Raw genomic sequence first — 20,951 nt, 5'->3', positions numbered from 1 at the left:
CACCCCTGCCCTTCGACAACATATCCACGCCCCCAACCCTTCTTCCCCCGAATTCCAGGAGTCAACCTTGTCCCGATTCGTACATGTCGCCCTTGGTCAGCTCGGCCCAATCGCACGTGCCGATACGCGCGCACAGGTGGTTGCCCGGCTATGCGAGATGATGCGCGAAGCCCATGCCTGCGGCGCCCACCTGATTGTCTATCCCGAGCTTGCGCTGACCACGTTCTTCCCCCGGTGGTACATGGAAAGCGACGAAGAGATCAACAGCTTCTTCGAGTGCGAGATGCCGGGCGCCGACACGATGCCGCTGTTCGATCTGTCTCGCCGGCTCGGCGTCGGTTTCTACCTCGGCTATGCGGAGCTGGCCAGCGAGAACTGCCGCGACGTCCGCTACAACACTTCGATCCTGGTCGACCGCACAGGTGCCATCGTTGGCAAGTACCGCAAGGTACATCTGCCAGGGCACCGCGAGCACGAGCCGTGGCGCCGCTTCCAGCATCTAGAAAAGCGCTACTTCACGCCCGGAGACAGGTTCGGCGTTACCGAGGCCTTTGGCGGCAAGATCGGCATGGCGATCTGCAACGACCGGCGCTGGGCAGAAACGTATCGGGTCATGGGCCTGCAAGGCGTGGAGATGGTGCTGATCGGCTACAACACGCCGGTCCACAACGCGCCGGCCCCGGCGCACGACGACCTGTCGCTGTTCCACAACCGGCTTTCGATGCAGGCTGGCGCCTACCAGAACGGCACGTGGGTGGTCGGCGTGGCCAAGGCCGGAGTCGAGGAAGGCGTAGACAGCATCGGCGGCAGCTGCATCATTGCGCCATCGGGCGAAGTGGTTGCCAGTTGCATTACCAAAAGCGATGAGGTGGCCATCGCCCGCTGCGATCTCGATTTCTGCGCGCTGTACAAGCGGACCACCTTCAACTTCGACCTGCACCGGCAACCGCACGCCTACGGCATGATTGTCGAGCGCAAGGGCGAGACGCTGCGCGCCGACGGGTCGCTTCTCAGGGCGCCGCGGCCGGCAGGCTGAACGACCATTGACCATCCCCCCGGGGTCTGGCATGCCCGATGCCCGCAGACACCGGGCATGCCCTTTCAGCCGGCGGCCTCCGTCCTGAACACCGCCATCGCGCGCTGCATATGCTGCGCCTGTTACTGCGGCGACTGTGCGGCGGCTGCAGCCTCTTCCACCAGCGCCGCGTTCTGCTGCGTGACCTGGTCCATCTGCGCGATCGCCTGGTTGACCTGGCCAATGCCGGTGCTCTGCTCGCGCGAGGCATGAAGGACCTAGTCCATCATCGCGGTCACGCCCCTTCCGGGGGCCATCGGGTCGACGGCCTACTGAGGGGCTGGCGGTGCCGCCAGACGTCCGCCCTCCCCGATCACCTTCCCAGCAACCCGCTGCATGTCCAGGCAAAGTTGAAATGTCCGGGCTCCAGAAAAGTTCAAATGTCCGGTTGTCCAGTGTCTTTCGGCTTGTTTGTTTAGTCTTTTGGGGTTCCTGTAGGGCGGTGGTGCTGGCCTGACACGATAGAGTCCAGCTCAGGGTAAGGCTGTCATTCCAGCAAGGCGGATTTGAATTCCCGGGAATGTGATCAGTTCTCGGTTCCGTTAAGCGGCCACGGTTGCTGCTGTAAGCGTTTTAGCGCTTCCAACATATCGTTCTGATCCAGCGAGCGCTGGGACTTCTTGCCAGGTGGACCTGCATGTCCGAGCTCGGCATTTACCCCGCAGCGCTCAACGACCTCCGCCGCTTCGATTAAGGAACCACGTCCCTGAGGCTGCCGCAGTCAAAACCTCATGAACGCGGCGGGAGTGCGCCACATGGGTTCTCACGAGCAGCTCGACGACGTTGCAAACCGGCGTTTCGTCGATATCGCGGCCTGCTAGGCATCAGGCCGCGGTGTCCGCCAGCCGGTAGTCCTTAAGCTGTTCGCGCAGACGGGTCTTAAGCATCTTGCCGGTTGCGCCCAGCGGGATCGCGTCGACAAAGACGACATCGTCGGGCCGCTGCCACTTGGCCACGTTCTTGCCGGCGTAGAACTGGAGCAACTCGTCGCGCGTGACCTCGGCGCCTGGCTTGCGTACTACCGCGACGATGGGGCGTTCGTCCCACTTGGGATGCTTCACGCCGATGCAGGCTGCCATGGCAACCGCAGGGTGCGCCATCGCGATGTTCTCGATGGCGATGGAACTGATCCACTCACCGCCGGACTTGATCACGTCCTTGCTGCGGTCGGTGATCTGCAGGTAACCGTCGGCGTCGATGGTGGCAACGTCGCCCGTGGGGAACCATCCGTCTCTTGCGCCCGCGCCAGTCACTCAATATATCCAGTAAGGCAGCAACATAGTGATGGTCCGGCAAGAGGCGCTTGTCGGCCCTGCCGGGTCGCTGCGCCAATCTACCTAGCTGATAGTTGGCGTGTTGTATCGTGTGCTGACACTCATTTTTGGCGCCAAATGGAAGCCACGCAGCATCTACTTCAGGCATCCGCTCCAATTAACACTACCACCCACTGACGCGTGTTCGGCATGCCGGTCCTATTCAACCAGGTTTTCGACGGCATCATCTGTCCGGCATCCGACCTGGAAGCTCCGCTGCCATCTTACTACCCAGCCATGGCATGACGGGTGTGGCAGTACCTCGATACGCCGTGTGCAGGGCGTGCTGATATGGTGGTTCGTGACCCTAAAGACTGTGCACGCCTTTAACCGCCCTCGGTGGCGCGCGGCACGAACAGCACCAGCGCGGGATTCATGGCCAGCCATGGCAGCCACGCCCGGCACAGGATGTCGGTCCATAACTGCAATGCGAAGGGCTGCCCGGGCGCGAATGCGGCGGATTGCACCAGCCAACGCTCCATCGCCTCGAAAGAGGGCGTTGCCCTGATTTGCGCCGTTATCAGCTCCGCGTTCTGCTCGGTGAGTTCGCGGTGCATGAGTTCAATATCGATGATCGGCAGTTGCGCCGTGATCCTGGTCTCTGGCATGGCTAATGCTGCTGCGAACAGTTGAGGGGACATTAATGATTCTTGGCGACGATCATGCCAGGTGCAAATCAGGCTGGCGGCATCTGGCAGAGTGGCGGAGTCCGGCGGGTTCTGGCGACCTACAATAATCGTGCATCGTGCCGGTCCGTCGCTCGGCATGGCCACTGTGGAGGTGCGTATGCGCTTTGAGGCATTCTCCTTCGGCTCCATCTGCATTGATGGCATAACGTACGAGCATGATGTGGTCATCGACCAAGGCAAGGTCCGCAAGCGCAAGAAGGGACCATCCAAGCCATTCCGCGAGGCCTTTGGGCATACGCCGCTGTCGATCAGGGAAGACATTCCCTGGAACTGCAGCCGGCTGGTGATTGGCACCGGCAGCGGGGCATTGCCGGTCATGGATGAGGTGAAGCAGGAGGCCAAGGATCGCCACGTGAAACTGGTTATTGCGCCCACCGCCAAGGCCATTGCGACGCTGGAGAAGCACCCCGGCGGCACGAACGCGGTCCTGCACCTCACCTGCTAGTCCACTGAATCATTGAAATTGGATGTGTCGTCCCCATATGCTTGGGCATGCAAAGAACGATGCTGACGAGCGAACAACGTAGCGACCTGGATGCCGTAATGCGCAAGCGCCACGGTAATGCGGCCCTTGCACGACGCGCACGCTGTGTCTTGCTTTGGGCCGATGGAGAGCGCCGGGTTGATATTCGCTCCAAGCTTGCCTGCAACGACGGATTCATCTCGCGATGGACGTCGGCGTATGAGGCGCAGGGGCTGGCCGGCCTGGTGTCGTTGGCGTCTTCACTTCGGTCAAAGACCTCGACAAGAAGCTCATGCGCTATATCCGCCAGTACAACAAGGACCCCAAGCCATTGAAGTGGATCTACGCCGATCCGACACGGCGTATCACCGCCAATTCTTCTGATTCAGCGCACTAGCCGCGCCTTGCGCGGCTAGCAGGTACAGAAACCCTGCAAGGGACTCCGTGGAATGAGTTCATCGCATCGCTTTAGCGGCCACGAGGTCGAATGCGCGCGTCGCCGCACCGATGCGTTGCGCGGGCGGTCCACCGATGCCGCGAGCGGCCAGCCCGCATCGCACCTGGACTTTCTGCGGCGTCAGGTTTCCAGCTTCCACTTGATCGAACAGCCAAAGGCCGGGTGTTGCTGCGCGGGACGCTCGCCGGTCTGCGCGACCTGCCGCATCGCTTCGAAGAGGTCGCGCGGCACACCGGCCAGCGGGTCTTTGCGCGACGCGTCCACGCGACCCCGGTAACACAGCCGTAGGTTCGCATCGAAGCCGAAGCACTCCGGCGTGCAGACCGCACCATATGCGCGGGCCGTCTGTTGCGTCTCATCATAGAGATAGGGAAACGGCAAGCCGGCGTCTGCCGCGAACGCGACCATCCGGTCGAACGAGTCCTCAGGATAGATGCGCGCGTCGTTCGCGTTGATGCCCACCATGCCGATGCCGAGCGGCGCGAGATCGCGCGCGTCGCGGATCAGCCGTGCCAGCGCGCCCTTTACGTAGGGGCAGTGGTTGCACATGAACACCACGACGACGCCACGCTCGCCGCGCACGTCGTCGAGCGTAAGCCTCCTGCCGTCGGTGGCGGGCAGCGAGAACCGGGCGCTGCGGTGCCCAGATCGCCTGCGGGGGATTCGGTACCCATTTGCGTGCTCCTCGGGCGGCCAGGAAAGCTGTGTCTTTCACGTCACGGCCGCTGTATCGGTATTCCATTGCGAGCTCTCGGAAGTGCGCGCGCTAGCCACAGCGCTCGTCAATCAGCTTCCTGGCCCAATCGGTAGCGTGCCGCCACGCCTCCCCTTCGCTGAAGAAACTGCCAGGGACAGGATAGCGATCGAAGATTTTCAGCGGCTTTCCATCTGTCGCTTTCGTGCAGATCGTCACCTCGCCTTGCCATGGTCCGGACTCATCTGGAGATGTTGCGGACGCTTCATACCAGTGGTCTCTGTAGTACGTGAAGCCTTGGAGATCCATCTTCTCGCCTCATAGCATGGCCAAAGAACGCCCCATCCCCTTCTCTTGGCGCTATGGTGCGCGTGTCAGCCAAGCCCCGCAAGGACATCAATTGTGCGCTTCTGAACTGGTTACCTTTCAGAAAGATGGAATGAACGCGCCCCTCCCCCCGATGTCATCCCCCTGCCATCCACGCCACTCAGAAAGCCGTCCAGACAGGGAGCAGGCAGGAGACCGCGCCAAACCGGGGGCTAAGTGAGGGATAAGTGGCAAACCGAGGAATTTTTTCACTGGCATGGACGGATGCCCTCGTTGTCCATCGGGCGTGTCTGATGGACAACTACTGAGCCAGCGGCGCCCCTCGGCTCAGACCAGGCGCTGCGAAATGCGGCCCGCACGATCCTCGGCGGATAGCGGCATCGGGGGGGGCCGCACGGGATACCGTCCATCCCCCCCTTGGCGTTGTGAAGCCGCCAGGACGATCGCCCGGCCCGAACCTATCCTTGTTACATCGCTACTGCCGCCACGAAAGGAGCGAGTGATGACGACAATCTGGACGCTAGCCGCAGATGGCAGCCATGCGCGGATCTTCCAGGCGCATGGGATGGAAAGGGATATGGAAGAGATCCAGGACTTTGTCAATCCGCTTGGCCGGGCCAAGGACAGCGAACTGCGCGACGATGCGCAGGGGCGCTTTGCCGGCAAGGGTGAGCCCATGCACTCGATGGCGACGCGGGTCGATCAGGCCGAGAAGGAGCGTGAAGAGTTCGCCCGCATGCTGACCCAGTATCTTGAACAGGCACGCACGGAGCAGCGCTATGACAAGCTGCGCCTCGCCGCCTCGCCGAAATTCCTCGGCATGCTGCGCGAGCACCTTGGCAAGGAAGTGCAAAAGGTGGTGTTCGAGGAAATCAACGAGGATATGTCCAGGCTGGGCGCGCGCGAAGTACAGAGCCGCCTCGCCTGCCGCTGAGCCCGGCCGGCGCCCTCCCCGCCTGCCAAGCCGCGCCATGGCGGCCTGCCGGCATGGCGCTTAGTCTACTTCCCACGTAGGTCTGCAAGGCCATCGGCGTTGTCAACTTGCCGATAGCGCGTCAAGGCTGTGGCCCGCCGGACCACTGCTCAGAAAGCAGTGGACGGATTTTGGGCCACTTCAGTGTAAGCATAGTGCGGACACCGTGCTATCTCGCCGTGCTGGCCTCGCGCATGCAGAGGCAATTCCGCAAAGCGCGCGCGGTGCGCCGGCAGAACCGCGTCTTCGGCAAAGTGCTGGTCCCGCTAGGCGCCGCGCTCTTCTTCGTGCGCAGGCAGTCCGCCTGAGTTTATATGCTGGGGCTTGAGCGTGCTGGTGGCACTCGGGTGGCGGGTTTGCTTCAATGAAGGCAGATCGCCATCGCGGAGACGTCCCATGCGCACCTTCCTGACCCCGCTTGCCCAGTCCCGCCACCGGCCGGCCCATACAGTGCCGCCGATCGAGGACCCGCCGCCCCCGGGCATTCCGCCGGACTTGCCGCCGATCGAACATCCACCGCCACCGGCGGAACCGCCAGTGGCGGTACCGCCGCCATCCTACGAGGAGCGCAGCGCGCGCCGCTATTGAATCGCTTCGGCCACATTGGCGGCCTGCAGGATCGCGGCGCGGTCGAGATCCGCAATGATGCCGGCGATCTTTAGCACTCAAAAGTACGAACGGGCGGACCAACCCAGCTTTGCAGGCGCACCTGGGCCTTCTTGACCATGAGCCTTGGGTGCCCAGGGCTTCGGCGATGCCTGCGTTGATGACTGAATCGAACTGGCAGACGCCCACACCGGACTTCCGGTCAGGCCGTTCAGCTTCTCGCCTTCGGCCCGCACGGGCGGCCAGCTTTTGGGCGGCAGCCTTTTCCAGTTCGACGCGCTTGACTTCGAACTCGCTGATGGCGGTTTCGTAGCGCAGCGGGCCTTCTTGTTCGGGATCAGAAGCGGACGTAGCCGTCCTTCACGCGAACGATGTCACCCAAGCAGCCCAGGCTGATAATTTTTTCCTTGCATCGTATTTTCCTTAACGGCCTGGGCAATCAGTGCTTGTGCAGGTCCGTGTAGGGCAGCAGCGCGAGGAAGCGCGCGCGCTTGATGGCCGTATCGAGCTGACGCTGATAGTGCGCCTTGGTGCCAGTCAGGCGAGCGGGCGTGATCTTGGCATTGTCGCCGATGAAGTCCTTCAGGGTGTCCAGATCCTTGTAGTCGATCTGTTCCACGCCAGCCACGGTGAAGCGGCAATAGCGCTTGCGCTTGAACAGTGAGCTTTCCTTTTTGAAAGGCTTCTTCTTTTTATCGCTACCCCTCCATGTCAGGATAGTTGTCGCCTCGCCGCCTTTCGATGAAGGACAATGGAGGGCGGAAGCGGTTTTGGGTAATGAAGCGCTATTCGGACGAGTTCAAGGAGTTGGTGGTCGAGCAGATGATGCCGCCCTTGAACCGATCAGTGGCGGAGCTAGCCAAGGAAACGGGTGTCACGACAGTGAGCCTGCGCACTTGGCGCCACGAGGCTCGAGAACAAGGAAAAGTTGTGCCAGGCAACGGCAAGCAGAGTGACAAATGGTCCAGCGCGGACAAGTTCCGGGTGGTGCTCGAAACAGCGCCTCTGAGTGAAGCGGAGTTGTCCGAATACTGCCGCAGGAAGGGCATTCAACCCGAGCAGATCCGGCAGTGGCGTGCTGCCTGCGAGCAGGCCAATGCGCCTGAGCGGGTCAGGTTGAGCCTGGCGCAGCGCCGCGAGGAACAAGCCGCCAAGAAGCAGATTCGGGACCTGGAGCGCGAACTCAAGCGCAAGGATGCGGCACTGGCTGAGACCGCGGCGCTGCTGGTTCTCAGAAAAAAAGCCGAGGCGATCTGGGGAAGGGACGAGGAGGACTGATCAACGTCTCGGATCGCCGCGAAGCCATTGCGTTGATCGATGAAGCGGTGGGCGGCGGTGCGCGCCAGTCCAACGCCTGCAAGGAACTGGGCTTGAACGAGCGCACCTTGCAGCGCTGGCGCCATACGCCGGAGGATGGCCGCCCGGGCGCGCAGCGCCCGGTGCCGGCCAACAAGCTCAGCGAGGGCGAGCGGCAGGCCGTGCTGGCCGCCGCTAACAGTCCCGGCTACGAGAGTCTGACGCCGCACCAGATCGTGCCAAAGCTGGCCGACGAGGGGCGCTACCTGGCCTCGGAATCGACGTTTTACCGCGTGCTTAAGGCCGAAGGCCAAGCGCACCGGCGCGGGCGCACCCACAACGCCAAGTCCCGTGCGCCGACCACGCACCGTGCCGATGACCGCAACCAGGTGTGGTGCTGGGATATCACGTGGATGCCCACCACGGTGAAGGGCCGCTTCTTCTACTGGTACATGATGCAGGACATCTACAGCCGCAAGCTGGTGGTCAATGAAGTGCATGAAAGCGAGTCGGAGGAACATGCCAAGCGGCTGCTCGAACTGGGCTGTCTGCGCGAGCAAACGGCTGGCCGGCCGCTGGTGCTGCACTCGGACAATGGCAGCGTCATGAAGGGGCTGAGTATGCGCGCTGCGATGCACGAATTGGGCGTGGTGCCCTCATACAGTCGTCCGCGCGTGAGCAACGACAACGCTTACGCCGAAGCGTTGTTCCGCACGGCCAAGTACTGTCCGCTATGGCCTGAGCGGCCGTTCGACACGTTGGAGCAGGCGCGCGACTGGGTATATCGGTTCGTGCGTTGGTACAACGAGGAACACCGCCACAGCGGGCTGAAATACGTCACGCCGAACCAGCGGCACAGTGGAGAAGCGAAGCCCCTGCTGGCACGACGCATGATGGTGTATCAGGCCGCCCGTGCCCGGCATCCGCAGCGCTGGTCGCGAGGGATCCGGAATTGGGAGTTGGATCCCGTGGTCTATCTAAACCCGGAACGGGCCGAGCAGGAACCTACGGAGTACAAAAAGGCAGCATAGCGGCGGACGCGACAACTACCTTGACACACACCGCTACGTTTGATGAATGCCATGATTCGATCCCTTACCGATGCCTTCCATATCAGCGATATGGAGGATGAGAGCCTTGCCGTTGCGGCGCCTGCGAGCCCGCGGCGGTCAGGTTAGGTGCGAAGCGTGAGGGAAGCCCAGGCCAACTACAGTAATACGACTCTCATTGTGCCCGATCGTGGCCGCCATGAAAGCCTGCGCCAAAGACTGCTTGATGCTCAGGCCGCTACTGGGGTTTCGGCGGGCGACTGGAGTGCGGTCTTGTGGGCTTCTTCGCGCTGCACTTCCTTCATCATCGGCGACGGCGCGGTTTCGGCCTTCTTGGTCTGGACGATGGGGTGACGCAACACAGTGACGGGCTACGCCGTCTCGGCCTCCCGCTCGCGGGCGGTGCTGGCGACGGTGCAAGCCTGGTCAATGGGCCGAGGGACCGGCTTCGCCGCGGCCTCAGCCGGCTCGGCCTGCTCCAAGGATGTGGCCGTCACCGGGCTGGTTGTTTTTGGAGACGGACGCAGCCACGCCATCAACGCCGCCCAGCGCTCGTTGAGGCGAGAGCGAGGCGACAAGCTCGTCGGGGTATGCCGCTGCTGGGCCGTTTTCTCTCGCGGGCGATCCAGATCACGAATCCGGTAGCACATGGGATACCTCCTTTCGGAAGGCGGAGACGAAAACTCGTCCCCACGAGCATCGCTGCATTCCGGCGGGGGCGATCACTTCCAGTATGGAATGTGCACGCGCTGACCGCCACGCGAACTGGCTGTTTCACCTACCGGGGCACCCGGAGCAGCCATGCCACAGAGCGCGGTACTACGGGATACTGGCCGCTCCTGCCTGCTGGTCATCGCCCTCGCCTACCTGGCGTGGGCCTCGGGCCCATGCTAAATCCACTATCACCAGACGACCGCCCCAGGCCAATCCGCTGTCGAAGCTATCCAATCCGGAAAACTCCACGCTCTGCCCCGCATTGACCGCGCGCTGCAGCCAGGCGGGCATCTCGCCGTGCCCGTCCCTGGTGAGCCCCTCGGCGTTGCGGTGCCAGACCGGCGGTGGCGGAGGCGGCCGCGGATCAAAGCACCCCGCCGCCGCCAGTTCCTCTATCGTCAGCCCATACTCGGCCATCCGGGCCTGGATCCAGCGGATCGCGTTCGCCCGCTCATTTTTCGTTGCCATCATTGCTGCCATCCAGGGCTGAGGGGCGCCGCTGACACGCCCGGCCCTTAGCGGGTTCGGGAAGTATGGTGCGGCCAGATTGATACTGTATGGATGCACAGTCTCATGCCTGACGACCGCCTCGTCGGCTAGACTTGCGCAGGAAGCCGCATGGAACCACGATGGGCCCAGGTGACGTGATACGAGATTTCGAGCGCCTGGCGCTGGACGAAGCGACGGAATAGGAGGTCGACGACGCTCCGGCTTGGCGGTGCTGTTGGCCGATCCGGCGATCGCGGGGAAGGAACGGGCCTTGTTGACTCAAGTGGGCGCGACACTCTACCGGTTGGGCCTGAATGAACGGGGGATTGCGGCGCTCAAGTAGCGAGGCGACACAGCTCAGTGACCGTGCCCCCCGCTGCCGCCGTGGTGTGTCCCGCCATGGCCACCACCACCGAAGAAGACTGCGCCTCCATAGAAGCCAGGCCACCAGCCGTAGTTGTAGTACGCCCCGTAGGGGTAAGCGGGATAGTAAGGCTCGTAGGAATAGGTGCCGTAGGCCGGATAGCCATAGCCATCATAAGCTGGCACTACCACGCACCCGGCCAGCAACATGGCCGCACCGATTGTGAGGCTCCTGATACATGTGCTCATCGCCACTTCCTGACCCTTTGAGCAGTTAGACTACGCATCGCCACCGCCCATTCCGTGCACGAGACGACCCCGATGCGCCCGGCAGGTATTCGCCCGCCGCGCTCCTCACCGGGTTTGACGGGCCTTTCCAATCATCGGCAATAGCGGTAAAGGAATCACCCACCATGGGGAAATACCCCAATTCGAGGTAGTCTAGGCTTGATGAAGCGCATGCCTCTGGAGGTACGCCTACATGTCCCAACAAAAAGTGCGTAACAGTCCAGCCGAGATGACCGTGCTTGTCGTGCTGCTCTTGGCAGGTTGTTCCACGCGCCAAACGCATCATCTCTTGCCGCCGGCGCCGGAGCCGCCTAGGATGTCGCAACAGCCAGCAGAGGATCAGCCGCCGCCTCTATCGCCTGGAGTGCCAGCGAAGCCAGCGAGCGCGGCTACACCCCGCTGACGCAGGGAGGGGACGTACCCCCGGATAACCCCGCCAATTCTTCCATCGTCAGCCCGTACTCGGCCATCTGGGCCTGGATCCAGCGGATCCCGTCCGCCCGCGCGTGTTCAGTGGCCATCGCGCCCGTAGCAGGCTGGCGCTGGAAAACCGCCAGACGCCAGCGACACTTACGGCATGGGGGAACAAGCCCTCATCTACATGCCGTCTGAGCCAATCTGGTTCTACCATGCAGGCTACCGCCACTTGCTCCAGAGTCAGCCAAGCATCTTCCATCAGGCAGCCAATCAGAACGTCATCATCAGACATGGGTCAGGCTCTCCTATCCGGGCGCGGATTAAAAATCAATTGCCGTGCCATGGTTTTATAAAGGGAGACCGCGCCAAACCGGGGGCCGATTAAGCGGCAAGGCGGTGCTCTGATCCCGACCGGTGCGAGGTCGGGACTAAGGATTCTTGAGAACGCCCCCAGCAGCGGCCCCACGCATTCCAGGGGTACTGCACAACGTGCGCATCCCGAACAGTTCGCTGGCCATCGACATTAGGTCGTAGCCGGCCACATTCAGCCATTCGTCCATTCGTCCAATGCATTCAACGGACACTCGAACGTCGCCTCGTTCACGGCAACGGACATTTGGGGTCGATAGTCGCAACTCAGTACACGGCAAGCTTCCGTGGTAGACGGTTCCTGCCCCGTAATTATCGGCAGTTGTGCAATGTCGCGACTCGGCATTGGCTTCGCACGTATGCCATCGGCACCGTGCGGCCAGGGCGTGATGATGGATCGTTAATCGCAGCTGCGCACTCGCCTCGGGTTACACCCGCTGCCTCATCCAGCATGCAATGCTCATACGATCGCGCGTGGCGGGCAGCACCTCGTGTTCAAATTGTGCCGAGAGAAACAGCAGCAGCGTTCCGGCGCGCGGAAAGACGTCGTGATATGACTGATCGGCAAGGTAGAGCCGCAGTGCACCGCCCTCGGCCTCCTGCCAAGCTTCGTTGAGGTAGAACACAGCGGAAATCACACGGCTGACGTTGTTACGCAGGCAGTCGAGGTGGCGCGCATATGCGGCGCCTGGCCGATATACCGCGTAGTGTGATTCGCTGTCGATCAGGCCGAGAAACAGGTCGCGGTTGAGCGCATTCCGTAGCGCTTCGATGCGATCGGCGAACGCCTGCTGCGCCGCGCTCAGCGCGTCGGGTTGGAACCAGCGTGTGCTATCGCCGCGCAAAAGCGTGGTAGCGCGATTGGCCCCTACACGGGCCGGTGTAAGTAGCTGCGCGTCGTCCATGGCCATGCATTCGGTCGATAAGGCCTGCGTCTGGGCCTTTGACAAAAAGCTCGACACGACACACCAGCCATTAACGGCAAGCGCGCGTGTCGCGATGTCATATTCGCTGGGTCGGGAATTCGTCGAGACATCGATTGCCTCGTCCGGAGCGGCGTCGCCGATCGGGCAATCAACCAACAGTTCGATTTCCGCTTCAATCAGGTGGCGTTCCAGAAACTCATCTCATTTTATCTGCTCTTCCTCTCGCGGCGCGATCGAGTACTCGCTCGAGTCTGCTACAAGCCGGCCAAAACCAAAACCATCGAGCGTTGGAGGGGTCGCGTCGAACGCGGGCATTGACACTCGCCAGACCCAGGAGGAAGAGCGGGGTCGAGGTAGTCGATCTGTTGGAACACAGGCGCAGTCTACACGAGTGGGACAAACCGTCCGTTGATGCTTGAGCGAAACCTTTGGCCGACGCTTATTACGTGCTGTTGGCCGATCCTGCGATCGCGGGGAAAGAACGGGCGTTGTTGACCCAAGTGGGTGCAACACTCTACCGGTTGGGCCTGAACGAACGGGTGGTGGTGGCGCTCAAGAGATGTCCACGCCGGCGGCTTCCTCGGCAAGTCGTATCGCGACGAGGCGCGTCTGGGCATCGGTGTACGGCTTGATACCCAACAAGGAGCGGATCACCTTGTGATGCCGATAGAGCACGGTATGCGCGGCGGGATAAGTAATGCGCTGAACCGGCGGCATGCCCAACCAGGCCGACACGTGCTCGATGAATTCGGCGGGTACCGCCTCCACAGCCGGAAAATGGCGCAGGAACTGGAAACACTTCAGGTTGACCAGAAGCGCGAGGCGCCGCTCAGCGGTGCGTGCGAAGCCTTGCGCCCACTCAATTTCCTCTGGGCGCGGGGTGAACGAGGTCTGCAGATCCTTCAGCGTGAGGGTACGCGGAAACCGAGGATAGGCAGTTCGTTCGATGCTGGCCATGGCAAGGGGCTCCCAATCGGGATAGGCGGACTTGTTCGGAAAGCGCTTTGCGAGGTCGCGTGGAGCTCGCTCAAACTGACCAGAATATGTTGTCGATGCCAGAAGACCAAGCCTGCGGCGCTGCCTGGTCATCACGCTAGGTTGGAGTCAGGCAGCGCGGCCGGCGCGCTTCGTCGGCGGGAAATAACAGGTGATGCCTTCTCAACCTGATCCAGTTGGGCGAACGGCAGCGATGTAACGAACTTTCTCTGGACCGGATGCGGCGGAACATGTCCACAAGATACCGCACGATGCTGTTGGCAATCGCCGGCAGAAACCCGACCCAGCCGACGCCCGTAGGCCGGCTCGAAGACATAAAGGCCGGGATCTTTATTACTTCTGGGTATATGTGTCATTTCCGGCTTTATCCTGGCACGCCCCCGATTACCCGATCGATAGCGGAAGTCCTCGGCAGCCATGCCGATGACCCGGCATCCCGCGGCAAGGTGGGAAGCTATCTGATCCTCTGCGCCTTCCACGCGAACATCATCACCGCGGGCATGTTCATCACGGCGATGGCGGGTAATCCCCTTGCGGTCAAGCTTGCCGCAGACCAAGGCGTCTCAATCAGTTGGCTCGACTGGGCGGTGGCAGCGTCTGTCCCCGGTTTGCTGTGTCTGGCCATCATTCCAATAGCCATGCTGTGGATTGCCCCGCCGCGCATTCGCCAAACACCCGATGCGACGGCCTTGGCCCGGAGAGAGCTAGCAGCCATGGGTCCGATCTCCGCCAAGGAGATCATCATGGCGGCAATCTTCCTTGGCTTGCTGGTGCTCTGGATTTTCGGTGAGGATCTGAACATTGGAGCGACGAGCCCAGCCGCAGGACACCGGCGCGCTGATCGAGACCATCGCCCGCATGAAGTCTCCCTTCTGGGGCATCACGGTGGGCGGCATCCTTCTTGGCGCCGTGCGCCCCGTGCATATACTGACATCGTCCCCGACCGTTCGCCGCATCGCCAGCAAGACAACGGAGGAGTCGGTTGATGCCAACGCGCAGCGCGCTCAGGCACGTACACTCGATTGACCCGGCCGGGCGTCAGGATGCCGACAGTGAACCAGCAATGGAGACGACAATGGAAAAAGACAATCACCCGAAGCCATTCTACAGATCACTCTACTTCCAGGTCATCACCGCAATTGTCATCGGCGTCATCCTCGGCCATTTCTATCCGCTGGCCGGCGAGGCGATGAAGCCGTTGGGTGATGGCTTCATCAAGCTGATCAAGATGATCATCGCGCCGATCATCTTCTGCACGGTCGTGGTGGGCATCGCCGGCATGGAGGACATGAAGAAGGTTGGCAAGACCGGCGGGCTGGCGCTGCTGTACTTTGAGATCGTGAGCAGCATTGCGCTGTTGGTCGGCCTGTTGATCATCAACATCGTCAAGCCCGGCGCCGGCATGAACGTCGACGCATCCACCCTCGACACGAAGGGCATCGCCGCCTACACCGAGCCCGGCAAGATGCAAGGCACGGTCGATTTCCTGCTGCACGTGATCCCGAACACGGTGGTGGATGCCTTTGCCAAGGGTGAGATCCTCCAGGTGCTGCTGTTCGCGGTGATGTTCGGTTTCGCGCTGCACAGGTTCGGTGGCCGCGGCACGCTGGTGTTCGATTTTATCGAGAAGTTTTCGCACGTGCTGTTCACCATCGTCGGCTACATAATGAAGGTCGCGCCGATTGGCGCCTTCGGCGCCATGGCCTTCACCATCGGAAAGTACGGCGTGAGCTCGCTGCTGCAGCTTGGCCAGTTGATGGCGACCTTCTACACCACCTGCCTGCTTTTCATCTTCGTCGTGCTAGGCACCATCGCGCGGCTGCATGGCTTCTCGATCTGGAAGTTCATCAAGTACATCAAGGAGGAACTGCTGATCGTGCTGGGCACGTCGTCGTCGGAATCCGTGTTGCCGCGGATGATGGCCAAGCTGGAGAACCTGGGCGCCCGCAAGTCCGTCGTCGGACTGGTGATCCCGACTGGCTACTCCTTCAATCTGGATGGCACCTCCATCTACCTGACCATGGCGGCGGTGTTCATCGCCCAGGCGACCAACACCGACATGACCCTGATGCAACAACTCACCCTGCTCGCCGTGCTGCTACTGACCTCCAAGGGCGCCGCCGGTGTCACCGGGAGTGGCTTCATCGTGCTGGCGGCCACGCTTTCGGCGGTGGGGCATGTTCCTGTGGCGGGGCTGGCCCTGATCCTCGGCATTGACCGCTTCATGTCGGAGGCGCGTGCCCTGACCAACCTCATCGGCAACGGCGTGGCCACGGTGGTAGTGGCGAAATGGACCGGCGACCTCGATATCGAGCGGATGCACCGCAGGCTTGATGACGAGTCGGACATTGAGGCCGACGAGCCGGAAGTGGTGCTCGACCAGGTCGCGACCCATATGCCGGCCGCCGACACCACGGTAACCCGGTGAGCGGCAGCGCGCAAGCACACATCACCACGGCGGGCTGTGGCAACTATGGCATCCCGGGCACTACGGAAGGCTTCGACCGCGGCAGGCGCACCGGCGTAAATTGCGCTATGAAGCCCGACCATCCCCGATGGACAGACCGAGGCGTGGCCGGTCGTCAACGAGATCGAACGCCTCTGTAATCAACTAGCGCAGGCATGATTTCGCACTGATCGTACGAACAGCCGCCATGGAGATGCCCCAATGCATCGGCCGTTTCTGCGTCCGCTGATATCCAGCCTGGCGTTGATGACGTCCATCAGCGCCGTGGCCGACGATCGCCCGCTCAGCCTTGTCGACCCGCGGAGACCGACCTTCAGGACATTGGCCGACCTTGCCAACGAGCGCCGCAGACCTCGTCGAGCCTTTATCAAGTGTTGGGCCACCAGTTCGCCGAACTCGGCCTGCCGCCGCCGCGCGTCTCGGTGGAATGGACGGGCTCTGGGGTCCCGATTGCCGAATTGCTGCGGAACACTGACCTGCTTGGGCTGCTGCCGCATCGCACGCTGACGGGGCCGGACGGCCACGGCTTGTGCGTGATTGCCGATGGCGAGAGACTGCGCGAGCCCGAAGTCGCCCTGCTAGGGCTAATCTTCGCGTGCAAATTGATACCGTTGAAGAGGAAATGTTTCGCTACATCAATGACTTGTAATAGCCCTCGCAGTGCTGTTCTTTCCTGTGCCGTAAGTCGTTGATGGCATAGGAAGTCTCGCATCCCACCCGTATCAATTTACACGGAAAGCACGATCACCCCGACATCGAGGAGCTGCCGTTCGAGCGCGGAGTTATTGCCAGCCACAAGGCGATTCGCCGCCGGTGTGACAAGTTCGGCGGGGGTTTTGCCCATCGCGAAACTGTCAATTTGCCTCCTGGACTGACACGCCCGCAGCCCTTCTCAACCCGAATGACGGCAACGATGACGGTGAAAAATGAGCGGGTGGACGCGATGCGCTGGATCCAGACGCAGATGGCCGACTACGGGCTGACCATGGAGGAGCTGGCGGCGGCGGGGTGCTTCGATCCGCCACCGCCACCCGCCTCCCGCGGTCTGCTACCGCAACGCCGAGGGGCTCACGTGGGACGGGCAGGGTGAGATGCCGGCCTGGCTGCGCGGGCGGTCAATGCGGGGCAGAGCGCGGAGTTTTTCCGGGTCGGATAGCTTCAACGGCGTCTCATCCACGGTGCCACGGTGCGAATCGAGGTCGCTTCAGGCAAATACCTGGAGCGGGTAAGGCGAGGGAAGCAAAAATCGTGACTTCAGCGTATCTTGTACTTGCCAGGGCCGACCTGGCTATTGCACGTGCATGTCCCATGCCAGCAAACCTTTCCCCCGAGTACAAGCGGGCCGAGCAAGCCTATCGGCTGGCACGCCAGCCGCGTGAGCAGCTCGAATGCCTGAAGGAGATGCTCCGTGCCATCCCGAAGCACAAGGGCACGGAGCGTCTGCAAGCCGATATCAAGTCACGGATCAGGGAACTCACCCAGGAATCTGCCAGCCACGGGAAGGCTGGTCACAGAGGGCCGTCACATGCGGTGCATCCCGACGGCGCGGCCCAGCTCTGTCTGATCGGCCCGCCCGGCGCGGGAAAATCCAGCCTGCACGCGAGGCTCACAGGATCGCACAACGGGGTCGGGCCCTACCCCCGCCCGACCAGACTACCGATTCCCGGCATGTTGCCATTCGAGGACATCGCTTTTCAACTGGTCGACCTGCCGCCCGTTTCAGTCGAATTCCTGCAGCCTGAGCTCACCAGCCTGTTGCGGTCGACAGACGGCGCACTGCTCGTGGTCGACCTGAGCGCGCCAGACTGCACGGAACAGTTGGAGCGGATTCTGCGGCAGCTTGCCGCGGGAAAAATCATCCTGACGGAGCGCTGGCCGGCGACGGCGGAATTAGCGCCAGCTGATTCATTCAGTGTGTACCTCCCTACGCTGCTGCTGGCCAACAAGACGGATCTTGCCAACCCGGAAGACGCGGCCGTCCTCGAAGATCTGCTCGGCGTACGCTTTCCGGCGCTCACAACCTCCGCGACCAGCGGGCGAGGGCTGGCCGAAATCGGCCCGTTCCTCTTCAGGGCTCTGGGGATCGTGCGCGTCTACACCAAGGCGCCCGGGAAACCCATCGACCAGAATCGGCCCTTTACGATGCGCCGCGGCGACACCGTGCTGGATGTCGCCATGCGGGTGCATCCCGATCTCGCAAGCACGTTCAAGTTCGCGCGCATTTGGGGGAGTGGCAAGTTCAGCGGCCAGCAGGTGGGCGCCGATTACCCGGTCGCCGATGCAGACGTGGTGGAACTGCATTCGTAGCGCACCGCTGACGAAAAGTCACGGCCGCAGTCAGCCTGTCCTTGACAGCCCAACGCACGGGCTTCGGGGACGCATCGGGAGCAGGCGAGAGATTCGATAAGGAGTGCAAATCGGCAACAAAGGTTGCTCATCCAGGGGTAGTCGTCCTTTTTGTGCAGAATCTTACGGTTTCCCCGCAAAGCCTTTCTTTACAAGGCGCCGGTGTGTGTCAAGGTAGTTGTCGCGTCCGCCGCTATGCTGCCTTTTTGTACTCCTTAGGTTCCTGCTCGGCCCGTTCCGGGTTTAGATAGACCGCAGGATCCAACTCCCAATCCCGGATCCCTCCCGACCAGCGCTGCGGATGCCGGGCACGGGCGGCCTGATACACCATCATGCGTCGCGCCAGCAGGGGCTTCGCTTCTCCACTGTGCCGCTGGTTCGGCGTGACGTATTTCAGCCCGCTGTGGCGGTGTTCCTCGTTGTACCAACGCACGAACCGATATACCCAGTCGCGCGCCTGCTCCAACGTGTCGAACGGCCGCTCAGGCCATAGCGGACAGTACTTGGCCGTGCGGAACAACGCTTCGGCGTAAGCGTTGTCGTTGCTCACGCGCGGACGACTGTATGAGGGCACCACGCCCAATTCGTGCATCGCAGCGCGCATACTCAGCCCCTTCATGACGCTGCCATTGTCCGAGTGCAGCACCAGCGGCCGGCCAGCCGTCTGCTCGCGCAGACGGCCCAGTTCGAGCAGCCGCTTGGCATGTTCCTCCGACTCGCTTTCATGCACTTCATTGACCACCAGCTTGCGGCTGTAGATGTCCTGCATCATGTACCAGTAGAAGAAGCGGCCCTTCACCGTGGTGGGCATCCACGTGATATCCCAGCACCACACCTGGTTGCGGTCATCGGCACGGTACGTGGTCGGCGCACGGGACTTGGCGTTGTGGGTGCGCCCGCGCCGGTGCGCTTGACCTTCGGCCTTAAGCACGCGGTAAAACGTCGATTCCAAGGCCAGGTAGCGCCCCTCGTCGGCCAGCTTCGGCACGATCTGGTGCGGCGTCAGACTCTCGTAGCCGGGGCTGTTAGCGACGGCCAGCGCGGCCTGCCGCTCACCCTCGCTGAGCTTGTTGGCCGGCACCGGGCGCTGCGCGCCCGGGCGGCCATCCTCCGGCGTATGGCGCCAGCGCTGCAAGGTGCGCTCGTTCAAGCCCAGTTCCTTGCAGGCGTTGGACTGGCGCGCACCGCTGCCCACCGCTTCATCGATCAACGCAATGGCTTCGCGGCGATCCGAGACGTTGATCAGTCCTCCTCGTCCCTTCCCCAGATCGCCTCGGCTTTTTTTCTGAGAACCAGCAGCGCCGCGGTCTCAGCCAGTGCCGCATCCTTGCGCTTGAGTTCGCGCTCCAGGTCCCGGATCTGCTTCTTGGCGGCTTGTTCCTCGCGGCGCTGCGCCAGGCTCAACCTGACCCGCTCAGGCGCATTGGCCTGCTCGCAGGCAGCACGCCACTGCCGGATCTGCTCGGGTTGAATGCCCTTCCTGCGGCAGTATTCGGACAACTCCGCTTCACTCAGAGGCGCTGTTTCGAGCACCACCCGGAACTTGTCCGCGCTGGACCATTTGTCACTCTGCTTGCCGTTGCCTGGCACAACCTTTCCTTGTTCTCGAGCCTCGTGGCGCCAGGTGCGCAGGCTCACTGTCGTGACACCCGTTTCCTTGGCGAGCTTCGCCACTGATCGGTTCAAGGGCGGCTTGGCGCCGCAAAGGGCAACGGATTGAAGACGAGTGGCTGCGCCGCATGGGGCCTGCGCATTTCGCGCATGTGAATTTCCGGGGCATCATGAGCTTTCCGATCGACCTGTATCAAGACAGCGTGCTTGAGGTGGCACCGCAGCGGCGTGCGGTGTAGCAAGAATCGAGATCTTCCCCGATGTGCGGGTGCCGGGCGGAATCAAGCCCGCGTCGATCAGACCCGCGCGGATGCCAAGCGCGATGCCCTACGCTCCGCGGTACAGCAGCAAGTGGACGAGCTAGCCAAGGTCACCGGACGGCTTGACGCCCAGCAGCAATCGCTGGCGGACTATCGGACACAGCTCCGCGTGGCTGGTCCGGCAGCTTGAATGCCTTTAACGCCGGTGAAAGGCCACTGTGATCGTGACTGGCCCACGGTCACATCAACCAACAATCCGATGTGTCTCGGCATTGCTCCGCTGCATCGCAGCACGTGTAGAGCTTGATTCTGCTGACAAAACGGTTTAGCGTGAACGCTCGGTGTGCGCGTATTCAGCGCGTCCTCGCACCGAGTTCACTCAGCCCCGTTCCTACAATCCCCCGTGGAACTCCATCCACAGACCTGCAGTCGTAGTTCCTTTTTCCGATCCAGACAAAGGAGCCTGACATGCTCAGTCCGCATGAAATCGCCGCGCTGTTACTGCTTGGCGATGCCCAAGACATCGACGATCTCGAACCAGAACAACTGGACGGATTGCTGATCCACAAACTGGTGACGATGGAGCATGGCCATGGTAGCGGTAGTGCCCACCCTCGCTTGACGAGTCAAGGGGCTTCTATGCTTGAAGCCCTGCGCCGCATTTCGTAACACGGCTCGTGCGGCGGGCGGCGCGATCCTCGTTCTTGGCACCACCTCCATGACTCGAGACGAGTTGTATGAGGTATCGAGAGGCCCCTATCAC

16 protein-coding genes and 10 pseudogenes are annotated in these 20,951 nt (G+C 62.0%); 12 read left to right on the top strand and 14 right to left on the bottom strand.

The genetic code is table 11. The features are described from left to right. Positions 1 to 67 precede the first annotated feature (67 nt). A complete protein-coding gene (locus tag CupriaWKF_RS34225; RefSeq protein ID WP_276103672.1) occupies positions 68 to 1,036 on the top strand; it encodes an N-carbamoyl-D-amino-acid hydrolase in 969 nt (322 codons plus the stop codon). Here the strand turns inward: CupriaWKF_RS34225 and CupriaWKF_RS34220 are convergent. The 3 genes and pseudogenes from CupriaWKF_RS34220 to CupriaWKF_RS34210 form a co-directional block, all read right to left on the bottom strand. After that, positions 1,011 to 1,320 (bottom strand): annotated as a pseudogene (locus CupriaWKF_RS34220) (chemotaxis protein); the annotation flags it as partial. The gene CupriaWKF_RS34225 and the pseudogene CupriaWKF_RS34220 overlap by 26 nt on opposite strands. Positions 1,321 to 1,899: 579 nt before the next feature. Then, positions 1,900 to 2,304 (bottom strand): annotated as a pseudogene (locus CupriaWKF_RS34215) (long-chain fatty acid--CoA ligase); the annotation flags it as partial. Positions 2,305 to 2,714: 410 nt separating this feature from the next. Beyond that, the gene (locus tag CupriaWKF_RS34210; protein WP_276103671.1) at positions 2,715 to 3,029 is read right to left on the bottom strand and encodes a hypothetical protein; all 315 of its coding nucleotides are present in this window, start codon (positions 3,027 to 3,029) and stop codon (positions 2,715 to 2,717) included. Positions 3,030 to 3,174: 145 nt separating this feature from the next. Between CupriaWKF_RS34210 and CupriaWKF_RS34205 the strand changes: the two genes are divergently transcribed. Beyond that, entirely contained in the window at positions 3,175 to 3,522 is a 348-nt protein-coding gene (locus tag CupriaWKF_RS34205; RefSeq protein ID WP_276103670.1) for an MTH938/NDUFAF3 family protein, read from the top strand. A 595-nt stretch (positions 3,523 to 4,117) separates the two neighbouring features. Here CupriaWKF_RS34205 and CupriaWKF_RS34195 read toward each other — a convergent pair. Both CupriaWKF_RS34195 and CupriaWKF_RS34190 read right to left on the bottom strand, forming a co-directional pair. Next, entirely contained in the window at positions 4,118 to 4,579 is a 462-nt protein-coding gene (locus tag CupriaWKF_RS34195) for a thioredoxin family protein (RefSeq protein WP_276103669.1), read from the bottom strand. 184 nt (positions 4,580 to 4,763) lie between these two features. Then, positions 4,764 to 5,000, bottom strand: coding sequence for a hypothetical protein (locus tag CupriaWKF_RS34190; protein WP_276103617.1), 237 nt, complete (start codon positions 4,998 to 5,000; stop codon positions 4,764 to 4,766). A gap of 520 nt (positions 5,001 to 5,520) precedes the next feature. Between CupriaWKF_RS34190 and CupriaWKF_RS34185 the strand changes: the two genes are divergently transcribed. The 3 genes and pseudogenes from CupriaWKF_RS34185 (at position 5,521) to CupriaWKF_RS34175 (ending at position 6,579) form a co-directional block, all read left to right on the top strand. Then, entirely contained in the window at positions 5,521 to 5,952 is a 432-nt protein-coding gene (locus CupriaWKF_RS34185) for a host attachment protein (protein WP_276103668.1), read from the top strand. A 209-nt stretch (positions 5,953 to 6,161) separates the two neighbouring features. Continuing rightward, a pseudogene (locus CupriaWKF_RS34180) lies at positions 6,162 to 6,299 on the top strand (lysine transporter LysE); the annotation flags it as partial. An 88-nt stretch (positions 6,300 to 6,387) separates the two neighbouring features. Next, on the top strand, positions 6,388 to 6,579 hold the full coding sequence (locus CupriaWKF_RS34175; RefSeq protein ID WP_276103667.1) for a hypothetical protein: 192 nt from the start codon (positions 6,388 to 6,390) through the stop codon (positions 6,577 to 6,579). Positions 6,580 to 6,673: 94 nt separating this feature from the next. Here the strand turns inward: CupriaWKF_RS34175 and CupriaWKF_RS34170 are convergent. Then, positions 6,674 to 7,015, bottom strand: a pseudogene (locus CupriaWKF_RS34170) (50S ribosomal protein L9); the annotation flags it as partial. Between the two features lie 21 nt (positions 7,016 to 7,036). Next, complete coding sequence (gene rpsR, locus CupriaWKF_RS34165) at positions 7,037 to 7,315, bottom strand: 30S ribosomal protein S18 (RefSeq protein WP_276104119.1); 279 nt, start codon at positions 7,313 to 7,315, stop codon at positions 7,037 to 7,039. Between the two features lie 59 nt (positions 7,316 to 7,374). Here rpsR and CupriaWKF_RS34160 point away from each other — a divergent pair. Next, a protein-coding gene (locus tag CupriaWKF_RS34160; protein ID WP_276100043.1) for an IS3 family transposase occupies positions 7,375 to 8,924 on the top strand; the annotation gives its coding sequence in 2 pieces (ribosomal slippage) (positions 7,375 to 7,843 and positions 7,843 to 8,924; 1,551 coding nt in all). Positions 8,925 to 9,172: 248 nt separating this feature from the next. Here the strand turns inward: CupriaWKF_RS34160 and CupriaWKF_RS34155 are convergent. The 5 genes and pseudogenes from CupriaWKF_RS34155 to CupriaWKF_RS34135 form a co-directional block, all read right to left on the bottom strand. After that, positions 9,173 to 9,304: pseudogene (locus CupriaWKF_RS34155) on the bottom strand (30S ribosomal protein S6); the annotation flags it as partial. Between the two features lie 592 nt (positions 9,305 to 9,896). Then, positions 9,897 to 10,124, bottom strand: a pseudogene (locus CupriaWKF_RS34150) (H-NS family nucleoid-associated regulatory protein); the annotation flags it as partial. A gap of 378 nt (positions 10,125 to 10,502) precedes the next feature. Further along, positions 10,503 to 10,757 (bottom strand): hypothetical protein, encoded by a 255-nt coding sequence (locus CupriaWKF_RS34145; RefSeq protein WP_276103666.1) that lies wholly within the window; start codon positions 10,755 to 10,757, stop codon positions 10,503 to 10,505. A 1,253-nt stretch (positions 10,758 to 12,010) separates the two neighbouring features. Beyond that, complete coding sequence (locus tag CupriaWKF_RS34140; RefSeq protein ID WP_276103665.1) at positions 12,011 to 12,664, bottom strand: 2OG-Fe(II) oxygenase; 654 nt, start codon at positions 12,662 to 12,664, stop codon at positions 12,011 to 12,013. Between the two features lie 396 nt (positions 12,665 to 13,060). Beyond that, the gene (locus tag CupriaWKF_RS34135; protein WP_276103664.1) at positions 13,061 to 13,465 is read right to left on the bottom strand and encodes a DUF4158 domain-containing protein; all 405 of its coding nucleotides are present in this window, start codon (positions 13,463 to 13,465) and stop codon (positions 13,061 to 13,063) included. Positions 13,466 to 13,722: 257 nt separating this feature from the next. Between CupriaWKF_RS34135 and CupriaWKF_RS34130 the strand changes: the two are divergent. Beyond that, positions 13,723 to 14,259, top strand: a pseudogene (locus CupriaWKF_RS34130) (anion permease); the annotation flags it as partial. Positions 14,260 to 14,579: 320 nt separating this feature from the next. Continuing rightward, positions 14,580 to 15,932 (top strand): dicarboxylate/amino acid:cation symporter, encoded by a 1,353-nt coding sequence (locus CupriaWKF_RS34125; RefSeq protein WP_276103663.1) that lies wholly within the window; start codon positions 14,580 to 14,582, stop codon positions 15,930 to 15,932. Positions 15,933 to 15,976: 44 nt separating this feature from the next. Here the strand turns inward: CupriaWKF_RS34125 and CupriaWKF_RS34120 are convergent. Then, positions 15,977 to 16,051: pseudogene (locus CupriaWKF_RS34120) on the bottom strand (4-carboxymuconolactone decarboxylase); the annotation flags it as partial. Positions 16,052 to 16,722: 671 nt separating this feature from the next. Between CupriaWKF_RS34120 and CupriaWKF_RS34115 the strand changes: the two are divergent. From CupriaWKF_RS34115 to CupriaWKF_RS34105, 3 genes and pseudogenes are all read left to right on the top strand, one after another. Next, positions 16,723 to 16,818 (top strand): annotated as a pseudogene (locus CupriaWKF_RS34115) (IS6 family transposase); the annotation flags it as partial. 66 nt (positions 16,819 to 16,884) lie between these two features. Further along, positions 16,885 to 17,127, top strand: a pseudogene (locus tag CupriaWKF_RS34110) (H-NS family nucleoid-associated regulatory protein). A 152-nt stretch (positions 17,128 to 17,279) separates the two neighbouring features. Then, on the top strand, positions 17,280 to 18,278 hold the full coding sequence (locus CupriaWKF_RS34105) for a TGS domain-containing protein (protein ID WP_276103662.1): 999 nt from the start codon (positions 17,280 to 17,282) through the stop codon (positions 18,276 to 18,278). A gap of 232 nt (positions 18,279 to 18,510) precedes the next feature. On the opposite strand, the gene CupriaWKF_RS34100 is transcribed toward CupriaWKF_RS34105, so the two are convergent. Next, positions 18,511 to 20,003, bottom strand: a protein-coding gene (locus CupriaWKF_RS34100; protein WP_276103661.1) for an IS3 family transposase whose coding sequence is annotated in 2 segments (ribosomal slippage) — positions 18,511 to 19,592 and positions 19,592 to 20,003 — 1,494 coding nt in all. Because the reading frame shifts where the segments join, the coding sequence is not laid out codon by codon here. Between the two features lie 653 nt (positions 20,004 to 20,656). On the opposite strand from CupriaWKF_RS34100, the gene CupriaWKF_RS34095 reads away from it, so the two are divergent. Continuing rightward, a complete protein-coding gene (locus CupriaWKF_RS34095) occupies positions 20,657 to 20,857 on the top strand; it encodes a hypothetical protein (RefSeq protein ID WP_276103660.1) in 201 nt (66 codons plus the stop codon). Positions 20,858 to 20,951: the final 94 nt, after the last annotated feature.

The organism is Cupriavidus sp. WKF15, from assembly GCF_029278605.1.
Lineage (GTDB): Bacteria > Pseudomonadota > Gammaproteobacteria > Burkholderiales > Burkholderiaceae > Cupriavidus.
The sequence above is the reverse complement of the archived record's forward strand: the minus strand, read 5'-3'. Positions and strand labels throughout refer to the sequence as shown.

Coding starts and splice junctions, on each gene's coding strand:
- CupriaWKF_RS34210 (WP_276103671.1), bottom strand. CDS start 3,029: ATGTCCCCTCAACTGTTCGCAGCAGCATTAGCCATGCCAGAGACCAGG.
- CupriaWKF_RS34205 (WP_276103670.1), top strand. CDS start 3,175: ATGCGCTTTGAGGCATTCTCCTTCGGCTCCATCTGCATTGATGGCATA.
- CupriaWKF_RS34190 (WP_276103617.1), bottom strand. CDS start 5,000: ATGGATCTCCAAGGCTTCACGTACTACAGAGACCACTGGTATGAAGCG.
- CupriaWKF_RS34185 (WP_276103668.1), top strand. CDS start 5,521: ATGACGACAATCTGGACGCTAGCCGCAGATGGCAGCCATGCGCGGATC.
- CupriaWKF_RS34175 (WP_276103667.1), top strand. CDS start 6,388: ATGCGCACCTTCCTGACCCCGCTTGCCCAGTCCCGCCACCGGCCGGCC.
- CupriaWKF_RS34145 (WP_276103666.1), bottom strand. CDS start 10,757: ATGAGCACATGTATCAGGAGCCTCACAATCGGTGCGGCCATGTTGCTG.
- CupriaWKF_RS34135 (WP_276103664.1), bottom strand. CDS start 13,465: ATGGCCAGCATCGAACGAACTGCCTATCCTCGGTTTCCGCGTACCCTC.
- CupriaWKF_RS34125 (WP_276103663.1), top strand. CDS start 14,580: ATGGAAAAAGACAATCACCCGAAGCCATTCTACAGATCACTCTACTTC.
- CupriaWKF_RS34105 (WP_276103662.1), top strand. CDS start 17,280: ATGCCAGCAAACCTTTCCCCCGAGTACAAGCGGGCCGAGCAAGCCTAT.
- CupriaWKF_RS34095 (WP_276103660.1), top strand. CDS start 20,657: ATGCTCAGTCCGCATGAAATCGCCGCGCTGTTACTGCTTGGCGATGCC.